This is a genomic window from Arcicella sp. (assembly GCF_964672035.1).
Genome location: NZ_CBABQS010000026.1, coordinates 1 through 16242, shown reverse-complemented (window position 1 = coordinate 16242; position 16242 = coordinate 1). Strand labels below are relative to the sequence as shown.

The following is a 16242-nucleotide window of genomic DNA, read 5'->3' as shown; positions in this document are numbered from 1 at the left end:
TTAAAAATGAGTGACTTACGAAAAAACCTGTAAGCTATTTGCGAAATTCCTCTGTTTGAGCTTAGCGAGTTTAGGGATTTCTTGATTTTTTTGTTACTTCTTGTATCAAGACAAAAAGTAAAAGAAGGTAAATTTGAGAGAATTATATTTTCACAAGAAATGTCTAAAAAAAGATTATGAAATTTTTCCTCTAATCCATAATACAATGATAGAAATAAAAAACATAAGTAAAGCCTTCAACGGACGAGACGTTTTGGTAGGAATCAACGGTTCTTTCAAACCTGGCGAAACCTCTTTAATTATCGGTGGAAGTGGCACGGGAAAGAGTGTTTTGCTTAAATGTATGATTGGTATCGTGAAGCCAGAAAAGGGTGAAGTACTTTACGACGGCCGTGATTTTCACAATTCAGACGAAGAAACTCGCAAAGCAATTCGTCGAGAAATGGGCGTTTTATTCCAAGGTGGGGCATTATTTGACTCTAAAACAGTTTTGAATAATGTAAAATTTCCTTTGGATATGCTCACGGATATGTCGGAAAAAGAGAAGATTGAACGAGCTGAATTTTGCCTAAAACGGGTTGGATTAGAAAATGCAGGTTTACGAATGCCTTCCGAAGTTTCGGGTGGAATGAAGAAACGGGTGGGCATTGCAAGGGCCATTGTGATGAACCCAAAATACCTTTTTTGTGACGAACCAAATTCTGGACTTGACCCACTGACATCTGTGAAAATTGATGAATTAATCAAAGAAATAACCGATGAATTCAATATCACAACGGTGGTAATTACGCACGATATGAATTCTGTAATTGGAATGGGACAGAAAATTATGTTCTTATATAAAGGCCAGAAACTCTGGGAAGGGGATAATTCAAATATTCGTACCTCAACTGTGCCAGAGTTAAACGAATTTATTTTTGCCAATAAATTATTGCAAGAAATGCGTAGGTGATGATTACACACGGATTGAACGAATTAGACACGGATTAAGTTTTCTTACGAAAACGATATTTTTTTTTGAAAAATAAAAATCTGTGTCTAAGCCGTTCAATCCGTGTGCCATCAACTTATTTCAACATTGCCTTCGCCTCGGCTAATGTTGATTTATATTCTGCCATTTTTGAGGCTTTTTTGGCGTACTCTTTCATCTTATCCATTTCCCCTGCACGCTTGGCAATCTGTGCGAGTCCCATATAAGCAAGGGCGTGATAATCCTTTGTAAAACGTTCATCAAAAGGCATTTTTACCCCTCTTTGCAATAAAATCTCCGCTGTTTTATCGTCTTTTTTCGCTTTCTCTGCAATCAATCCTTTAAAGATATTTCCTGCACATTGAAACATTATTCCCTTCTGTTTCATAATTTTATCGGCATAATCTTCTGCTTCGTCGTAACGTCCAACTGCTGTCAAAAACTCAGTTCTTTGCATTTGGTAGAGCAAATTATCGGGGTATTTCTCTATTAGTATATTATTATAGGTCAGCGCTTTGGCAAAATTTGATTCGTACTTTGTGTAGATGTATCCTGCATAAAAAGTTGCTTCGTTTTTCACAAAAATAGTCTTGCGAGTAGCCAAATCCAATTGCTGCAAACCTAATTTTTTATTCCCATCGGCAAACATCCAAATTACCGATTTTATCATGGGATGTGTTTCGGGATACTCAATTCGTAAATAATTGTAAATTCCCGAAGTGTATAAAAATTCAGGTTGCTTCTCGGTTAATGACAATCCTCTTTTTAGGTGAGAATAAGCCTTTTTTGCCACGCCAACTGCTTTTATAAATTCTTGATTATCAGCATCATGAGCGGCTAAATACCCCAAAGTTGCCAACTCGAAAAAACTGGCTTCAATGTCGTCTTCATCTTTATCCAACATCATTTCCGCCAAATTTCTACTTTGGTTTAGGTATGCCAGATAGACTTTTTGTTGGGCAGGGTAATCTTTCAGGGGAGAATATTGAAGCTCTGTTTGAATAGCCATCAAAGTATAGAAAACGGGATGTGCTGGATATTTTGCCTTGATCTTTAGAAAAATTTCAGCCGACTCTTTAAAATCATACGAATACATTTTGTCTAAACCTTGTGAAATTTGCTGACGAGTTACGACATCACTTAGGATTTGACTGTTCGAACGATAAGCAATGAGCAATGAGATTTGAGTAATGAAAAGAAATTGAAGTATTTTGGTCATATTGGGATTGTTTGCTTAATAGAAACAGTTTAGATAGCGTATATTTGTTAATTGAAAATTACTGAAAAATAAAATTTAAAACAAAGCTGAAGGCTAATTGCTCACAGCTTATCGCTTAAAAATGATAACGTACGAACATTTTATATTAGATAACGGATTAAAAGTATATGTCCACCAAGATCATTCCACACCATTTGCGGCGGTGAATATTGTCTATAATGTGGGTTCAAGGGACGAAGAAGAACACAAAACGGGTTTTGCCCATTTATTTGAACATTTAATGTTTGGTGGTTCAAAGAATATTCCTTCCTACGATACGCCTCTCCAAAAGGTCGGTGGGGAGAATAACGCTTTTACTTCCCCCGATATTACAAATTATTATATCACCTTGCCGTCTGTCAATCTGGAAACGGCTTTTTGGTTGGAATCCGACCGCATGATGTCACTTTCGTTCGACCAGAAGGTTTTAGATGTACAACAAAAAGTAGTTATCGAGGAGTTCAAACAACGTTACTTAAATCAACCTTATGGAGATATTTGGTTGAAACTTCGTCCGCTCGCCTACGAAACGCACCCGTACAAATGGGCAACGATCGGCAAAGAAATTTCACATATCGAAAATGCCGTAATGGATGATGTAAAAGGATTTTTCTACAAACATTATTTGCCCAATAATGCCAATTTAGTGGTGGCAGGAAATGTGACCGTGGAGCAAGTAAAACAATTGTGCAAAAAATGGTTTGAGCCAATTCCAGCGGGAAATGTGGCGCAGAAAAATCTGCCAGTAGAAGCAATTCAAACTTCCGCCCGATTCTTGGAAACTTCGGCAAAAGTGCCTTTAGATGCTATTTACAAGGTTTATCACACTCAAGGACGACATGATTTGGGATTTAATGCCCTTGATTTGGCGAGTGATATGTTGGGACGAAGCAAATCGTCGAGGTTATACAATCAGTTAGTAAAAGAAAATCAGATTTTCAATTCGGTTAATGCCTACGTAACGGCTTCGCTCGACCCAGGATTGATGGTTATTCAAGGAAATTTGAACCAAGGCGTAAGCATTGAAGAAGGCGATGCCGCTATTCAACATGTGCTGGATGATTTCTTGAAAAATCCAGTTTCTGAAGAAGAATTAACGAAAGTAAAAAATCAGGCAGAATCAACTTTGGTGTTTTCGGAAGTAGAATTATTGAACCGTGCCATGAATTTAGCTTTTGCTGCCAATGCAGGAAATGTGGAATATGCCAATCAGGAATCTGCTAATATTCAAGCAGTTACAACTTCGGATATTGCTCATCAGGCAAATAAAACTTTAACGAAAGAGAATTGTTCTACCATGTATTATCGGGCGGAGAATTAGCAATAAAATTTATTTTCAGCAAAAAGACCCCCAAATTTGGGGGTCTTTTTGGTTGTATCGCATTGAAAAAACGGTAAATTCGTAAAATCACAAACTGAAAATTGAAAAATACGAACTGGAAAGTTCGTTATACATTTTATGAATAAACGCTTACTCTCACTCGATGTTTTCCGTGGTATGACGGTAGCCATGATGATTTTGGTCAATAATCCTGGCGATTGGGGACATCTTTACGCTCCCCTCGACCACGCCGAATGGAACGGTTGCACACCCACGGATTTAGTTTTCCCCTTCTTTTTATTCATCGTTGGCGTGTCCATTTCTTTCGCTTTTCAAGGGAAAATCGCTGATAAGCAGACAGTTATAAAAATATTCACTCGCTCGCTCAAACTCTTTGGTTTAGGACTTTTTCTATCTTTATTTCCAAAATTCGATATTTCTATCGTTCGAATTCCTGGGGTTTTACAACGGATTGCGATGGTATTTTTAGTTTGTTCTTTAATATTTTTAACCACAAAACACCGAACGCAACAAATCATTTTTGCGGTAATTTTAATCGGCTATTGGATTTTGATGACTTTCGTTCCCGTGTCCCATTTTGGCCCTGCCAATCTTGAACCTGAATTCAATTTAGGCGCATATTTTGATAGAATTATTCTCGGAACGGCACATTTATACAAAGCTGCTAAAACGTGGGATCCAGAAGGATTATTGAGTACGCTTCCAGCCGTTGCCACGGGACTTTCGGGCGTTTTGACAGGGAATTGGCTACAACGAAAGGATAAAGAAGTTAATGAGAAATTGATTTTTATGTACTTATTCGGATGCGTATCAATGGCATTGGGTTGGGCGTGGAATTCAGCAGGTTTTCCCATCAATAAAGCTCTGTGGACGAGTTCTTACGTACTTTTGACTTCTGGTTTGGCGGTGTGTTTTTTAGCAAGTTTTTATTGGCTGATTGATGTAAAAGGCTACCAAAAATGGACGAAACCGTTTGTCGTTTATGGTGTAAATGCCATTACCGTTTTCTTTTTGTCGGGATTAATTCCAAGAATTTTGAGAATGATAAAAATTACGGATGCGAGTGGAGAACAAGTAAATTCGCAAACGTGGATGTATAAAAATTGGATTGTTTCAGTATTTTCAAATCCTTATCACGCTTCTTTGGCAGGCGCTTTGATGGTTATCGTCATTTGGTTAGGCATCCTTTGGGTGATGTATGAGAAGAAGATGATTGTGAAAGTGTAAAAGGAATTTCAGGAGGAAGGGAGACAGGAATTAGGAAAAAGATTTTCTTCTAATTCCTGTCTCCCTTCCTGTTCTACTACTTTCCTCCCCTATAATATTACTACCGAATTCTCATCATAAGATACACCACTTGGAATGTATTTATCCGCTGCTTCGTCGTTAATCCAAACATCGTTATCCACTAAATAACGGAACGCAAATTCTTTTCCTTTTTCCAATTCAACTGATGCTTTGAAAGCACCATCTTTTTGTTTCTTCAATGCCGTTGGATTCCATTCATTGAAATCTCCGACTAAACTTACTGATTTTGCACCGTTTACCGTTTCTGCAGATACTTCAAATGTTACTTTACAAACGGGTTTGCTTTTAGAATACGTTTTGCTAATTGACATAATTGTTAATTGTTTAAGATTAATATTTTATACTTAAAGATTAATTGCGATTTTTATAATTTACTGCAAATATTCAAAAAATAATTTTATAATTACCTAATAATCAACAGTTTAATTTTTTAAATTGTTTAAATAATTATATTTTATAAAATAATAAGTAAAAATAATTTGTAAAAAAGAAGTTAGAATATTTTTTTCCTTGATTCACAATTTCGTTTTGGAGCATTTCCCATTGTACTTCAGTTCAAAAAATCTTACCATGCTCTGTGCGCATAAATCTACATTTTTAGAGGCTTGAATCTGATAACACTTGAAATATCACTTTTTCAAGATTATATTTACATAGATATTTTAAAAATAAGTAAAGTTATGATCATTAGAATATTAGCAAAAATTTCAGCCATTTTATCCTGCATTATTTTATTAAATTGTGGTGGAAAAGAAATTCCACCTACCGTAGTAGCTTTTGATGAAAAACTTCCCCAAACTGTTGATTATAATCTGCATATCAAGCCTATCTTGTCGGATAGGTGTTTTAAATGCCATGGCCCTGACAAAACCAAAGTGGAAGCAGGTTTGCAATTGGTTACTTTTGAAGGGGCAACCGAAAAACTCAAAAGTGGTCATCACGCCATCGTTTCTGGCAATATCAATAAAAGTGAATTGGTAAAAAGGATTCTCTCGCACGACCCCGAAGAGATAATGCCCACGCCAAAATCTAATCTTTTGCTTACCGATGAAGAAAAAGCGCTCCTTATCAAATGGATTCAGCAGGGGGCGGAATATAAAGAACATTGGTCTTTTGCCAAAATCGAGAATCCAAATGTTCCAGAAGTTTCTGAAAAACAGTGGGTTAAGAATCCAATCGACAATTTCGTTTTACAAAAATTAGAAGAAAAAAAGATAAAACATTCCGACCAAGCCGATAAAGAAACCCTGTTACGTAGAGTTTCGATGGATATTATTGGACTTCCTCCAACCGTACAAGAATTAGACAATTTTTTGAAAGAGAAATCTGCCAATGCGTACGAAAAAGTGGTGGATAGGTTATTAAAATCTCCGCATTATGGCGAAAAAATTGGCGTTGAATGGCTTGATTTAGCTCGTTACGCCGACTCGCACGGATATCAAGATGATGGCATGCGTAATGTATCGCCGTGGAGAGATTGGGTAATAAATTCTTTTAATAAAAACCTTCCTTACGATAAATTTATAACCTACCAATTGGCGGGTGATTTATTACCGAATGCCACAAATGAGCAAAAATTAGCCACTTGTTTTCTCAGAAATCACCCCCAAACTCAAGAAGGTGGCGTGGTTGAAGAAGAATATCGTACCGAATATGTGTTGGATCGAGTGGGGATGTTTGGCAAGGCATTTTTAGGTTTGACGGTTGAATGTGCCAGATGCCACGACCACAAATATGACCCCATCGCCCAGAAGGAATTTTATCAACTTTCTCATTTTTTTAATCAAAATAACGAATCAGGGATTATTCCCTACAACGGTGAAGCATCGCCAACCGTCATTATTTCTACGCCTGAAATATCGGCAAAATTGAAGTATATCCGCACGCAAATTGCTCCACAGGAAAATGCCATAAAACCATCTCAGCCTGTTTATAAAGCCAATTTTGAGCAATGGATTGTGGAAGCTCAAAAAAATCCAGCAAAATATGCCGTTAGCAAAAAGCACCTTGTTGCCGATTTTCCTTTTGAAAGAAATATTCTTAAAAAGGAGAAAAAAATGGATGATAAACTTAAAAAGGAAGTCGTAAAATTCAAGCCAGCCGCTTATCAAAACATGGCGATTGATTCTATAAACGCTTATATTGCAGGCGATTGGGATAGACGACCTAAGTTTATTAAAGGCGCTGTTGGTAATGGATTATTACTAAAAGGCGAATGTGGGATTGATTTTCATAGACAATTAGATTTTGAACGAAATCAACCTTTTTCAGTTAGTTTGTGGGTAAATGCGCTTAAACCTGGGCAATTTGGACCCATATATACTTCTGATAATGGTGAATTTGAAGGACGCAGAGGATATCGTTGTTGGTTGTTGAAAGATGGCACTTTACAGGTTAGTTTCAGCTACGTTTGGCCCGCCAACTGCATTGATTTTGTTACAACTGAAAAAATTACGTATAAGAAATGGCAAAATATTGTCTTAACCTACGATGGAAGTAGTAAGGCTTCGGGAGTAAAACTTTATCTGGATGGCAAAGAAATGCAACGGAATTTGTTGGTCGATAATCTAACAAAATCAATGAAACATGGCGAACATAATACTCATTGGACTGACCTACCTTTAATGCTTGGCAAGGAATTTCATGAAACGTTGGATAATTTTGCCGTGGACGAATTCAAAATATATGAACGCCAATTGGCTCCTATTGAAGTGTTGGGAATTGCCAAAAATAAAGAACAAGTTTCGGCTATTTTGAAAACTCCTAAAAAGGACTGGACGGAGCAACAATACCAAGCACTTTTTGATTATTACCGACTCAATTTTGACCCTTATTTTGATGTTTATGCTCGAAATTTGATAAAATTGAGAGCCAAAGAAACACAATTAATCACGGATGAAAAGGAGGTAATGGTCATGAGCGACCTCAAAATGCCTCGCAAAACATTTATCTTAAATCGTGGTTCGTATGATGCACCCTCTACGGAGGTTTCGTATGGCGTAATTAATAGAATTTTACCATTCGATGATAATTTTCCTAAAAACCGTTTGGGGCTTGCTCAATGGCTTTTAGATGATCGAAATCCGCTATTTGCCCGAGTAGTAATGAATCGTTTTTGGCAAAATTACTTCGGATATGGACTTTCAAAAACCGCTGATGATTTCGGAAATCAGGGTGAAATGCCTTCTCATCCTGAGCTTTTGGACTGGTTGGCTACGCAATTTAGAACTTCAAATTGGGACGTAAAAGCCATGCAGAAGCTTATTGTCATGTCGGCAACGTATCAACAATCGTCTTTGAAACGAAAAGATTTGATGGAAATAGATGCTGAAAATCGCTTATTGGCTCGTGGGCCAAGTTATCGTTATTCGCACGAACAAATTCGGGATGCCGTATTGGCAGGAAGTGGATTATTAGTTCATAAAATTGGAGGTTCGAGTGTGTATCCTTACCAACCCGCTGGCATTTGGGAGGCTTTGGCAACTCGAAATGCGACTTCTTACAAACAACAGCACGGCGATTCATTGTACCGCAGAGGACTTTACACCATTTGGAAACGGTCTTCCCCTCCCCCGTCCGCCATAACTTTTGATGCTCCCGAACGGTATTTCTGTGTGGTGAAACGCCAGAAAACTTCAACGCCTTTGCAGTCATTAGTGATGATGAATGACCCACAATACAACGAAGCTGCCCGCAAATTGGCCGAACGAATGATGCGTGAAGGAGGTACAACGCAAGAAGGACGCATCACACTCGCATACAAGGCAATGGAATCTCGTTATCCACGGAAAGAAGAGGTTACTATTTTGAAAGAAATGTATCAAGCAGAATTATTGGATATTCAAAAAAATCCCAAAAGAATAAAAGAATTATTATCAATCGGAGAATCAGAAGTTGATAAATCCTTAAATCAGAAAGAGTTAGCCGCAAATACAGTTTTGGCGATGACCTTGATAAATTTTGATGGAACGGTTATAAAAAGGTAAGAAATGAAAAATCACATACAAGAAGTTGAACATCAATTAAGCCGTCGTGAATTTTTATTCAAGTCGGGTTTAACGCTTGGTGCCGCCGCTTTGGGTTCGATGCTGAATCCTTTGGAAGCTCTTGCGGGTGATGGCGTAAAAGGCCCACATTTTGCCCCAAAAGCCAAACGGATTATTTATTTATTTCAATCGGGCGCTCCTTCTCAATTGGATTTATTCGATTATAAACCCAAATTGAAAGAAATGTTTGGCGAGCAATTGCCCGAATCAATTCGGAATGGACAGCGCCTCACGGGAATGTCTTCGGCTCAAAAATCATTTCCTTTGGCCATCGGTAAAGTGCCTTTTCATCAACATGGTCAATCTCGGGCTTGGATGAGTGATTATTTGCCTTATCACCACCAAATTGCCGACGAAATAACCTTCATCAAAACCTTAAATACCGAAGCAATTAATCACGACCCCGCCGTGACTTTTTTCCAAACGGGCAATCAACAAGCGGGTCGTCCGAGTATTGGTTCTTGGGTTTCTTATGGCTTGGGTTCTGACAACCAAAATTTACCAAATTTCTGCGTTTTACTATCACGTTCAAATAATTATGATCAACCGCTTTACGCTAAATTATGGGGAAATGGCTTCTTACCGTCCGAACATCAAGGCGTAATGTTTCGGTCGGGAAAAGACCCCGTTTTATACCTAAACGACCCCAACGGCATGGACAGAACGTCTCGCAGAAGAATGTTAGATTATTTAGGAAAACTCCAACACGAACAGTTTAATCATGTAAAAGACGTAGAAATAAATTCGAGGGTAAGTCAATACGAAATGGCTTATCGTATGCAAACTTCCGTTCCAGAAACGTTGGATATTTCTAAAGAACCCGATTATATTTTTGATTTGTACGGGGAAGATGCTCGCACGCCAGGTACTTTTGCCGCTAACTGCTTATTAGCCAGAAAATTAGCCGAGAAAGATGTAAAATTCATTCAATTATACCATCAAGGTTGGGATCATCACGGAAACCTGCCTGCTTCTATGGCAAAAATCGCCAAAGATGTTGACCAAGCATCAGCGGCTTTGATAAAAGATTTAAAACAACGTGGAATGTTGGACGATACGCTCGTGGTTTGGGGCGGAGAGTTTGGGCGTACCAATTATTCTCAAGGAAAATTAACGGTTGATAATTACGGGCGTGACCATCACCCAAGATGTTTTACCGTTTGGATGGCGGGTGCGGGCGTGAAGAAGGGTTTTTCTTACGGAGAAACCGATGATTTTGGGTATAATGTGGCCAAAGACCCCGTTCACGTACACGATTTCCAAGCAACTATTATGCACCTCATGGGCATCGACCACGAACGCATGACCTTCAAGCATCAAGGTCGTCGTTATCGTTTAACCGATGTGGCAGGGAAGGTGGTGAAACCTGTTTTGATTTAAAGTATTAGACCTCAGATTTTATTTATTATAGGTATGGGTTAGGTTTTAGTGGTTATTAGTACTACAACTTACTATTTATCAGCAAATTATAACATATTCAAACATAAACTAATCTCCAACTGGTACTTGCTTAACTCAAATTTATAAGAGGGCAAGTATTTTACTTTCTTAACCCTTATCTTTGTGCGTAGTCTATATTTTTTCCATTTAGCACAAACCCATGAAGAAAATTTTCCTCTTAATCATCTTATTCTCGTCTTTTTCAACATTTGCCCAATATTCCGAAAACAGTAATTTTCATCATCGCATCTTTGTAGGTACCACGTTTCCTTTACGGGTTCATGCGGGATATGAATTACAATATAAACGCTTGCAAATCAATGGGTTTGTGGGTTTTATGTCTCAAAATTACCAAAATTTTGTCTTTGAGATTTTACAAAAAATCAAGTCTGACTATAGGGGAGAACTGGGCTATTTGAAAGATTTTGCGAGTCCCAAAACACAGTTTGGTAGTGAATTAAAATTAGATATTGGCAAAGGAATTTCAATTGGAGCAACCGCTCAAACTTTCAGCGCCAACATCACGGATACGCCCAGAGGCATCACTGCGGGAATTTTACCCGAAAATTTGGTTTACATCGAAAGTTTTTTGAGCAATCAGCCCGATGCGCAAAATATTTATCAAAATAAGCAAGTGGAAGCCTACATGAATACCATTTTAGTAGGGCCAGTGCTTGAAAAAACCTTTTGGTTAAATACCCAAAAGACCCTTTTTATCAGAACAAAATTGAGTTACTGGTTTTTAGCAAATCGTAAAAATGACCTTAAAAGTCAAGATTTTACGCCAGAAGAATTACTTGCCATTGATACGTTTAAACCTTTATTTTTGAGAAAAATCGATAAAATTTCCTCCCAATTTCAAGCACCCAGTTTCGGCTTAGAATTGGGTTTATCTTTTTAGAATTTTGGTAAAAAAGGGGTTTATAAATCAATATAATTTGATTCATAACCCCTATTTTTGTAATAACATTCGGAAAAAGCCGTTTTGAAATTATCAATAAATCTTATCTCGAAACTTATGAAGAATATCCTTTTCATTCTTTTATTTTTTTCCTGCTTTACAGTATTCTCTCAAAATTCTTTGAATGTTTATTCAGAAGCCCCTGATTTTCGGCACCGTATCTTTGGAGGTGCGCAGTTTCCTTTACGAGTTCATGTTGGCTACGAGTTGCAATATAAACGCTTGCAAATGGCCGGGTTTGTAGGATTCACGCCCAAGCGTTACCAAGATTTAGTATTTGTAATTTTACAAAAAATTAAGAATGAATACGTGGATGAATTAGGCTACTTGCGAAATGCTGCCGAACCCAAAATCCAATTTGGCGGTGAGCTCAAACTGGATTTTGGTAAAAATATTTCTATAGGTCTAACGGCCCAAACTTTCAATGCTAGCATTCGGGATACACCCAAAAATATCACCCGAGGCATTTTACCCGAAGAAGCGGCCAATATTGAAGCACTTTTGAATTATTCTGCGGAAGTAAAAAATGCTTACGAAAATAAGGTCGTTGAAGCATTTATGAATACCATTGTGGCGGGTCCAATTATCGAAAAAACATTTTGGTTAGATAAATCAGAAACATTTTTTATCCGAGCAAAATTTGCGTATTTAGTTTTAATAGCTCGTGAAAATGATCTTAGATCTCAAGATTTTACGCCAGTCGAACAATTAGGAATTGACTCTTACAAACCCCGTTTTCTGAACAAATTAGAGCGAGTTTCTTCAAAATTACAAGCCCCCAGTATTGGTTTAGAATTAGGAATTGCTTTTTGAAAATTTCCTATTGTTTAGGTTTTGAGGAAATAGTACATTTTTCAAATTTTTTCAAAAAACAGACTTCTCTTGCTCCTTTAGGATTTCGTTAATATTTCGTCAAATTTAAATTTTGTAACTTATACATCTTTTTTTTGCCAATTTTGTGTCATCAAATTTAAAAATCAAAAAATGAACTTAACAAACAACAAAATTTTAATTACAGGTGGTGCGAGTGGCATTGGCTTAGGACTCACCGAAAGATTTATTCAGGAAGGAAATACTGTTATCATTTGTGGCAGACGTGAACCAGTATTGAAAGAAGTGTCCGACAAATTTCCTACTGTCATTACAAAAGTTTGCGATTTATCGTCAGAATCTGAACGTGTTGAACTTTATAATTGGGTTGCCGAAAACCATCCCGATTTAACAGCTTTGGTAAATAATGCGGGTATTCAGAATTGGATGAACGTAACTGATGAGGATTTTTATCAAAAAGCAAATGAAGAAGTTACCACGAATATTTTAGCGCCCATTCATTTAACCTCGCTATTTTCCAAGCTTGATTCGCTCAAAACAATCATTAACGTCACCTCGGGATTATCGTTTGTACAATTGGCAAAAGTACCCGTTTATTGCGCTACAAAAGCATTTTTTCATTCGTTTACGATTTCTGTAAGGCATTTATTAAAAGAGAAAAATATCGAAGTAATTGAGATGATTCCACCCGCTTTGAATACTGATTTAGGCGGAAAAGGCTTACATGATTATGCGCCTCCCGTAAGTGCTTTTATCGATTCAGTTTTCCAACAAATGAAAGAAGGCAAAACTGAATTGACGTTTGGAATGAGTGAAATGGTCTCTAAAGCGAATCCAGAAGAGATACGAGCAACATTTAATAGGATGAATCAATACTTCTTTGCCAATTCGTAAAAACCCTCTAAGTTTTAGACTTCGAGGGTTTTTTAGTAGAAATCTATTACAAATCTCCCAACATTGGTCTTAATAAAATCTCTTCCAAAACCGTTGAATCAGGCAAACTGTATGCCGTCCAAACCACTTGAGCGATGTCTTCGGGAGCTATAAATCTTTCGGCTGGCAATTCCACACCCGCCCATGAGTTGGTGAGTGTTGCCCCTGGCAGAATACTCGTTACCCGTACATGATGCGGTTTTAATTCTTCTCGCAATACTTTACTCATGCCCAATAAAGCAAATTTCGAGATACAATACGACCCTCCGTTGGTATATGCCGTAATACTTGCCGTTGAACAAATATTAAAAATATAGCCTTCTTTACGTGTTATCATGTCGCCAACTAAGGCTCTTGTGAGGTGATAGGCACTGTAAAGATTGGTTTCAATCATGGCCTCCAAAGTGCCTTCTTCTTCGTTGTGGATTTGCCCAGGCAAGAAAAAACCCGTGTTGTTTACGAGTATATCTACTTGATTTACAGTAGCTTTTACAAAATCTGCAAATGCTAAAACCTCTGCTTTCTTGGACATATCTGCCTTAAAAAAGTGGACATTTTCTGGAAAATTCTCCTCCTCAGTTCTCGCACAAGTCAACACCGTGAAGCCTTCATGGGCAAATTTATTAACGACGGCTCTACCAATACCTTTTGTGCCACCCGTTACTACTATCGTTTTGTTCATTATCTTTGCTTATATTAAGTTGTAAAGTTAAAAAGTTAAAGTAGTTGAAGAGTCAAAGTAGTTAAATAGTTTTGGGGAATCACTTTTTAACTGATATAAATTTCAACTGTTTAACTTTCTAACTTTTTAACTTCTCTAACTCTTTAAAAAAACTAAAAAAATGACAGTATTAGGTCGCTATCTAATTTTTATTGGAAAACTTTTCACTAACAGAGAAAAATTTAAAGTTTATTTTGGGTTAGTGTTCGATGAAGCAGTTCTGATCGGGATTGGCTCTTTATTAATTGTGTCCATCGTTTCTTTCTTCTTGGGGGCAGTTACCTGTGTGCAAACTGCCGCCAATTTGGATAATCCTTTTGTGCCTCATTATATTATTAGCTTAATTGTACGAGATTCTACCATTTTAGAATTTGCACCAACCATTACGGGTATCGTTTTGGCAGGAAAAGTAGGTTCAAATATCGCAGGAGAATTAGGAACGATGCGAATCACCGAGCAAATTGATGCTTTGGAAGTGATGGGAATTAATTCGACTTCTTATTTAGTTTTACCCAAAATCATTGCAGCCATAATCGTGTTTCCTATGTTAGTAACTTTAGCGGCATTTCTGGCCATTTGGGGTGGATATTTAGCGGGATGGCTTACAGGGGCAATTTCACCACAGGAATATATTCAAGGAATTCAATATGAATTCAAGCCATTTAATGTGACTTTTGCTTTGATTAAATCCGTATTTTTTGCGTTTTTAATCGTAACAATTTCTTCTTTTCAAGGATATTTCACGAGCGGAGGAGCTTTAGAAGTGGGTCAGTCAAGTACCAAGGCTGTAACCAATAGTTGCATTGCCGTATTGATTGCCGATTATTTATTGGCTTCATTGCTGATAACGAATTAGAGTTTAACAGTTATAGAAGTTAAACTGTTAAAGAGTTAAAAATGTGAATGTAACTAAATTTTAACTCTTTAACTCTTCAACTAAAAAGACCGCCTCAACTGCCTCCTTCACATCATGTACCCGCAAAATATTTGCCCCTTTCAATAAGGCAACCGTATTCAAAACCGTTGAACCGTTGAGTGAATCATTAGGAGAAATATTGAGTTTTCGCCAAATCATTGACTTTCTCGACACGCCTACCAACATTGGGCTATCCAAGAGCTTGAAGTCTTCTAAATGATTTAATAAAACATAATTTTGGTCGGCTGTTTTGGCAAATCCGAAGCCTAAATCTATAATAATATCCTTTTGCCCTAATTGTCGTAATTGATAGATTTTCTTCTGTAAATCATCCAAAACATCCGTTACCAAATCTTCATAATGCGTCATTTGCGTCATGCTTTCAACCGTTCCTCTCATGTGCATCAATACGTAAGGCACGTTTAATTTTGCGACTGTTTCAAACATTTTATCATCCAAAGTTCCCCCCGAAACGTCATTAATCATCACAGCACCCGCTTCCACGCATTGCTGTGCCACGGTTGAACGAAAAGTATCAATTGAAATTAAGGCTTCGGGAAAATTATGAATAATTGCCTCCACGACTGGCAAGACCCGTTTAAGTTCTTCATCCTCACTCACGGGCATTGCACCTGGCCGAGTAGAATGTCCGCCAATATCTAAGAAAGTTGCACCCGCCGAAAGCATTTTTTCGGTTTGGCTCAGAATTTTCGACAAATCAGTAAAGCGACTTCCTTCGTAAAAAGAATCGGGTGTGATATTCAAAATCCCCATAATGCGAGGTTTTGTGAGGTCGAGGAGGGTTTGTTTTAGGTTGATTAGCATTTTTTAAATTTGTAAATTCAAAGAAAGGAGATTATTTTGTTACCAGTATAAATTGTCGAATTCCTTGTAACATTAATTTTACTTCTTCGACAGAGTATTCATCATATTTCCCATGAGCAGCTGAATTTCGGATTCCCAACCAAGCAATTATTTGTTTTTGATAAAGTCCAGAATAAACATTCAATTTTGCTAAATCTGCATTCATTACATCCGCTTTTTTGGCAATAAGTTTTTCTTTATTATTTAATATCTCAAGACTAACATCATTAGCTATACATAATTCTCTCAAATGGACTTCTATAGTTGTACCAATTAAGACGGCAGAAGGGTCTTTGTATCCTTCTTGCAAAAGATGTTCAGCCATTTCCAAATAATCAGAAAAAACCTCTGATTGAATTATTTCGTTAATTGACTTTAAATACCCTTTATCAAGGTCAATTCTCAAAGCAACAACAATTCCCATAATACGTAGAAGCTTTTCACCATCGTGAATACCTATCTTCTTTAACGTATCTTCAATATCTTTATAATATTCTGATTTATTACCAGTTATTCTTTCAACAGCAGCTTTTGATCTTGATGTACATGATGAAATCTCTTGCGGTGTGACGTTTCCAGATAAATCCTCATATTTAGCCTTTGATTTGACTGTATTAAACTCAATAAGTATTTCATCAAGTTGATTTAAAAA

Annotated in this window: 14 protein-coding genes; 9 read left to right on the top strand and 5 right to left on the bottom strand. The window is 37.2% G+C overall.

Features of this window, described 5'->3' with window-relative positions; all coding sequences use genetic code 11:
- Positions 1-205 precede the first annotated feature (205 nt).
- Positions 206-952 (top strand): ABC transporter ATP-binding protein, encoded by a 747-nt coding sequence (locus AC1W31_RS09495; RefSeq protein WP_481734196.1) that lies wholly within the window; start codon positions 206-208, stop codon positions 950-952.
- Positions 953-1067: 115 nt separating this feature from the next.
- Here AC1W31_RS09495 and AC1W31_RS09490 read toward each other — a convergent pair whose 3' ends face one another.
- A complete protein-coding gene (locus AC1W31_RS09490; protein WP_481734195.1) occupies positions 1068-2189 on the bottom strand; it encodes a tetratricopeptide repeat protein in 1122 nt (373 codons plus the stop codon).
- 121 nt (positions 2190-2310) lie between these two features.
- On the opposite strand from AC1W31_RS09490, the gene AC1W31_RS09485 reads away from it, so the two are divergent.
- Positions 2311-3549: a M16 family metallopeptidase gene (locus AC1W31_RS09485; RefSeq protein WP_481734194.1), complete on the top strand. Its 1239-nt coding sequence runs from the start codon at positions 2311-2313 to the stop codon at positions 3547-3549.
- Positions 3550-3687: 138 nt separating this feature from the next.
- Positions 3688-4797 carry an acyltransferase family protein gene (locus tag AC1W31_RS09480; RefSeq protein WP_481734193.1) on the top strand — a complete coding sequence of 370 codons (1110 nt, stop codon included), beginning with the start codon at positions 3688-3690 and terminating at the stop codon, positions 4795-4797.
- A gap of 89 nt (positions 4798-4886) precedes the next feature.
- Here the strand turns inward: AC1W31_RS09480 and AC1W31_RS09475 are convergent, their stop codons facing one another.
- A complete protein-coding gene (locus AC1W31_RS09475; RefSeq protein WP_481734192.1) occupies positions 4887-5189 on the bottom strand; it encodes an isoamylase early set domain-containing protein in 303 nt (100 codons plus the stop codon).
- A 369-nt stretch (positions 5190-5558) separates the two neighbouring features.
- Between AC1W31_RS09475 and AC1W31_RS09470 the strand changes: the two genes are divergently transcribed.
- From AC1W31_RS09470 to AC1W31_RS09450, 5 genes are all read left to right on the top strand, one after another.
- Entirely contained in the window at positions 5559-8864 is a 3306-nt protein-coding gene (locus AC1W31_RS09470) for a DUF1553 domain-containing protein (RefSeq protein ID WP_481734191.1), read from the top strand.
- A gap of 3 nt (positions 8865-8867) precedes the next feature.
- Positions 8868-10304 carry a DUF1501 domain-containing protein gene (locus AC1W31_RS09465; RefSeq protein ID WP_481734190.1) on the top strand — a complete coding sequence of 479 codons (1437 nt, stop codon included), beginning with the start codon at positions 8868-8870 and terminating at the stop codon, positions 10302-10304.
- A 220-nt stretch (positions 10305-10524) separates the two neighbouring features.
- A complete protein-coding gene (locus tag AC1W31_RS09460) occupies positions 10525-11265 on the top strand; it encodes a hypothetical protein (RefSeq protein WP_481734189.1) in 741 nt (246 codons plus the stop codon).
- A gap of 117 nt (positions 11266-11382) precedes the next feature.
- Positions 11383-12138 carry a hypothetical protein gene (locus tag AC1W31_RS09455; protein ID WP_481734188.1) on the top strand — a complete coding sequence of 252 codons (756 nt, stop codon included), beginning with the start codon at positions 11383-11385 and terminating at the stop codon, positions 12136-12138.
- A 171-nt stretch (positions 12139-12309) separates the two neighbouring features.
- The gene (locus AC1W31_RS09450; RefSeq protein ID WP_481734187.1) at positions 12310-13050 is read left to right on the top strand and encodes an SDR family oxidoreductase; all 741 of its coding nucleotides are present in this window, start codon (positions 12310-12312) and stop codon (positions 13048-13050) included.
- Positions 13051-13096: 46 nt separating this feature from the next.
- Here the strand turns inward: AC1W31_RS09450 and AC1W31_RS09445 are convergent, their stop codons facing one another.
- Positions 13097-13771 (bottom strand): SDR family oxidoreductase, encoded by a 675-nt coding sequence (locus tag AC1W31_RS09445; RefSeq protein ID WP_481734186.1) that lies wholly within the window; start codon positions 13769-13771, stop codon positions 13097-13099.
- Between the two features lie 160 nt (positions 13772-13931).
- On the opposite strand from AC1W31_RS09445, the gene AC1W31_RS09440 reads away from it, so the two are divergent.
- Positions 13932-14666 (top strand): MlaE family ABC transporter permease, encoded by a 735-nt coding sequence (locus AC1W31_RS09440; protein ID WP_481734185.1) that lies wholly within the window; start codon positions 13932-13934, stop codon positions 14664-14666.
- 60 nt (positions 14667-14726) lie between these two features.
- Here AC1W31_RS09440 and folP read toward each other — a convergent pair whose 3' ends face one another.
- Positions 14727-15551: a dihydropteroate synthase gene (folP, locus tag AC1W31_RS09435; RefSeq protein ID WP_481734184.1), complete on the bottom strand. Its 825-nt coding sequence runs from the start codon at positions 15549-15551 to the stop codon at positions 14727-14729.
- Between the two features lie 31 nt (positions 15552-15582).
- Positions 15583-16242 (bottom strand): hypothetical protein (locus AC1W31_RS09430; RefSeq protein WP_481734183.1); only part of this gene is annotated, 660 nt, incomplete at its 5' end.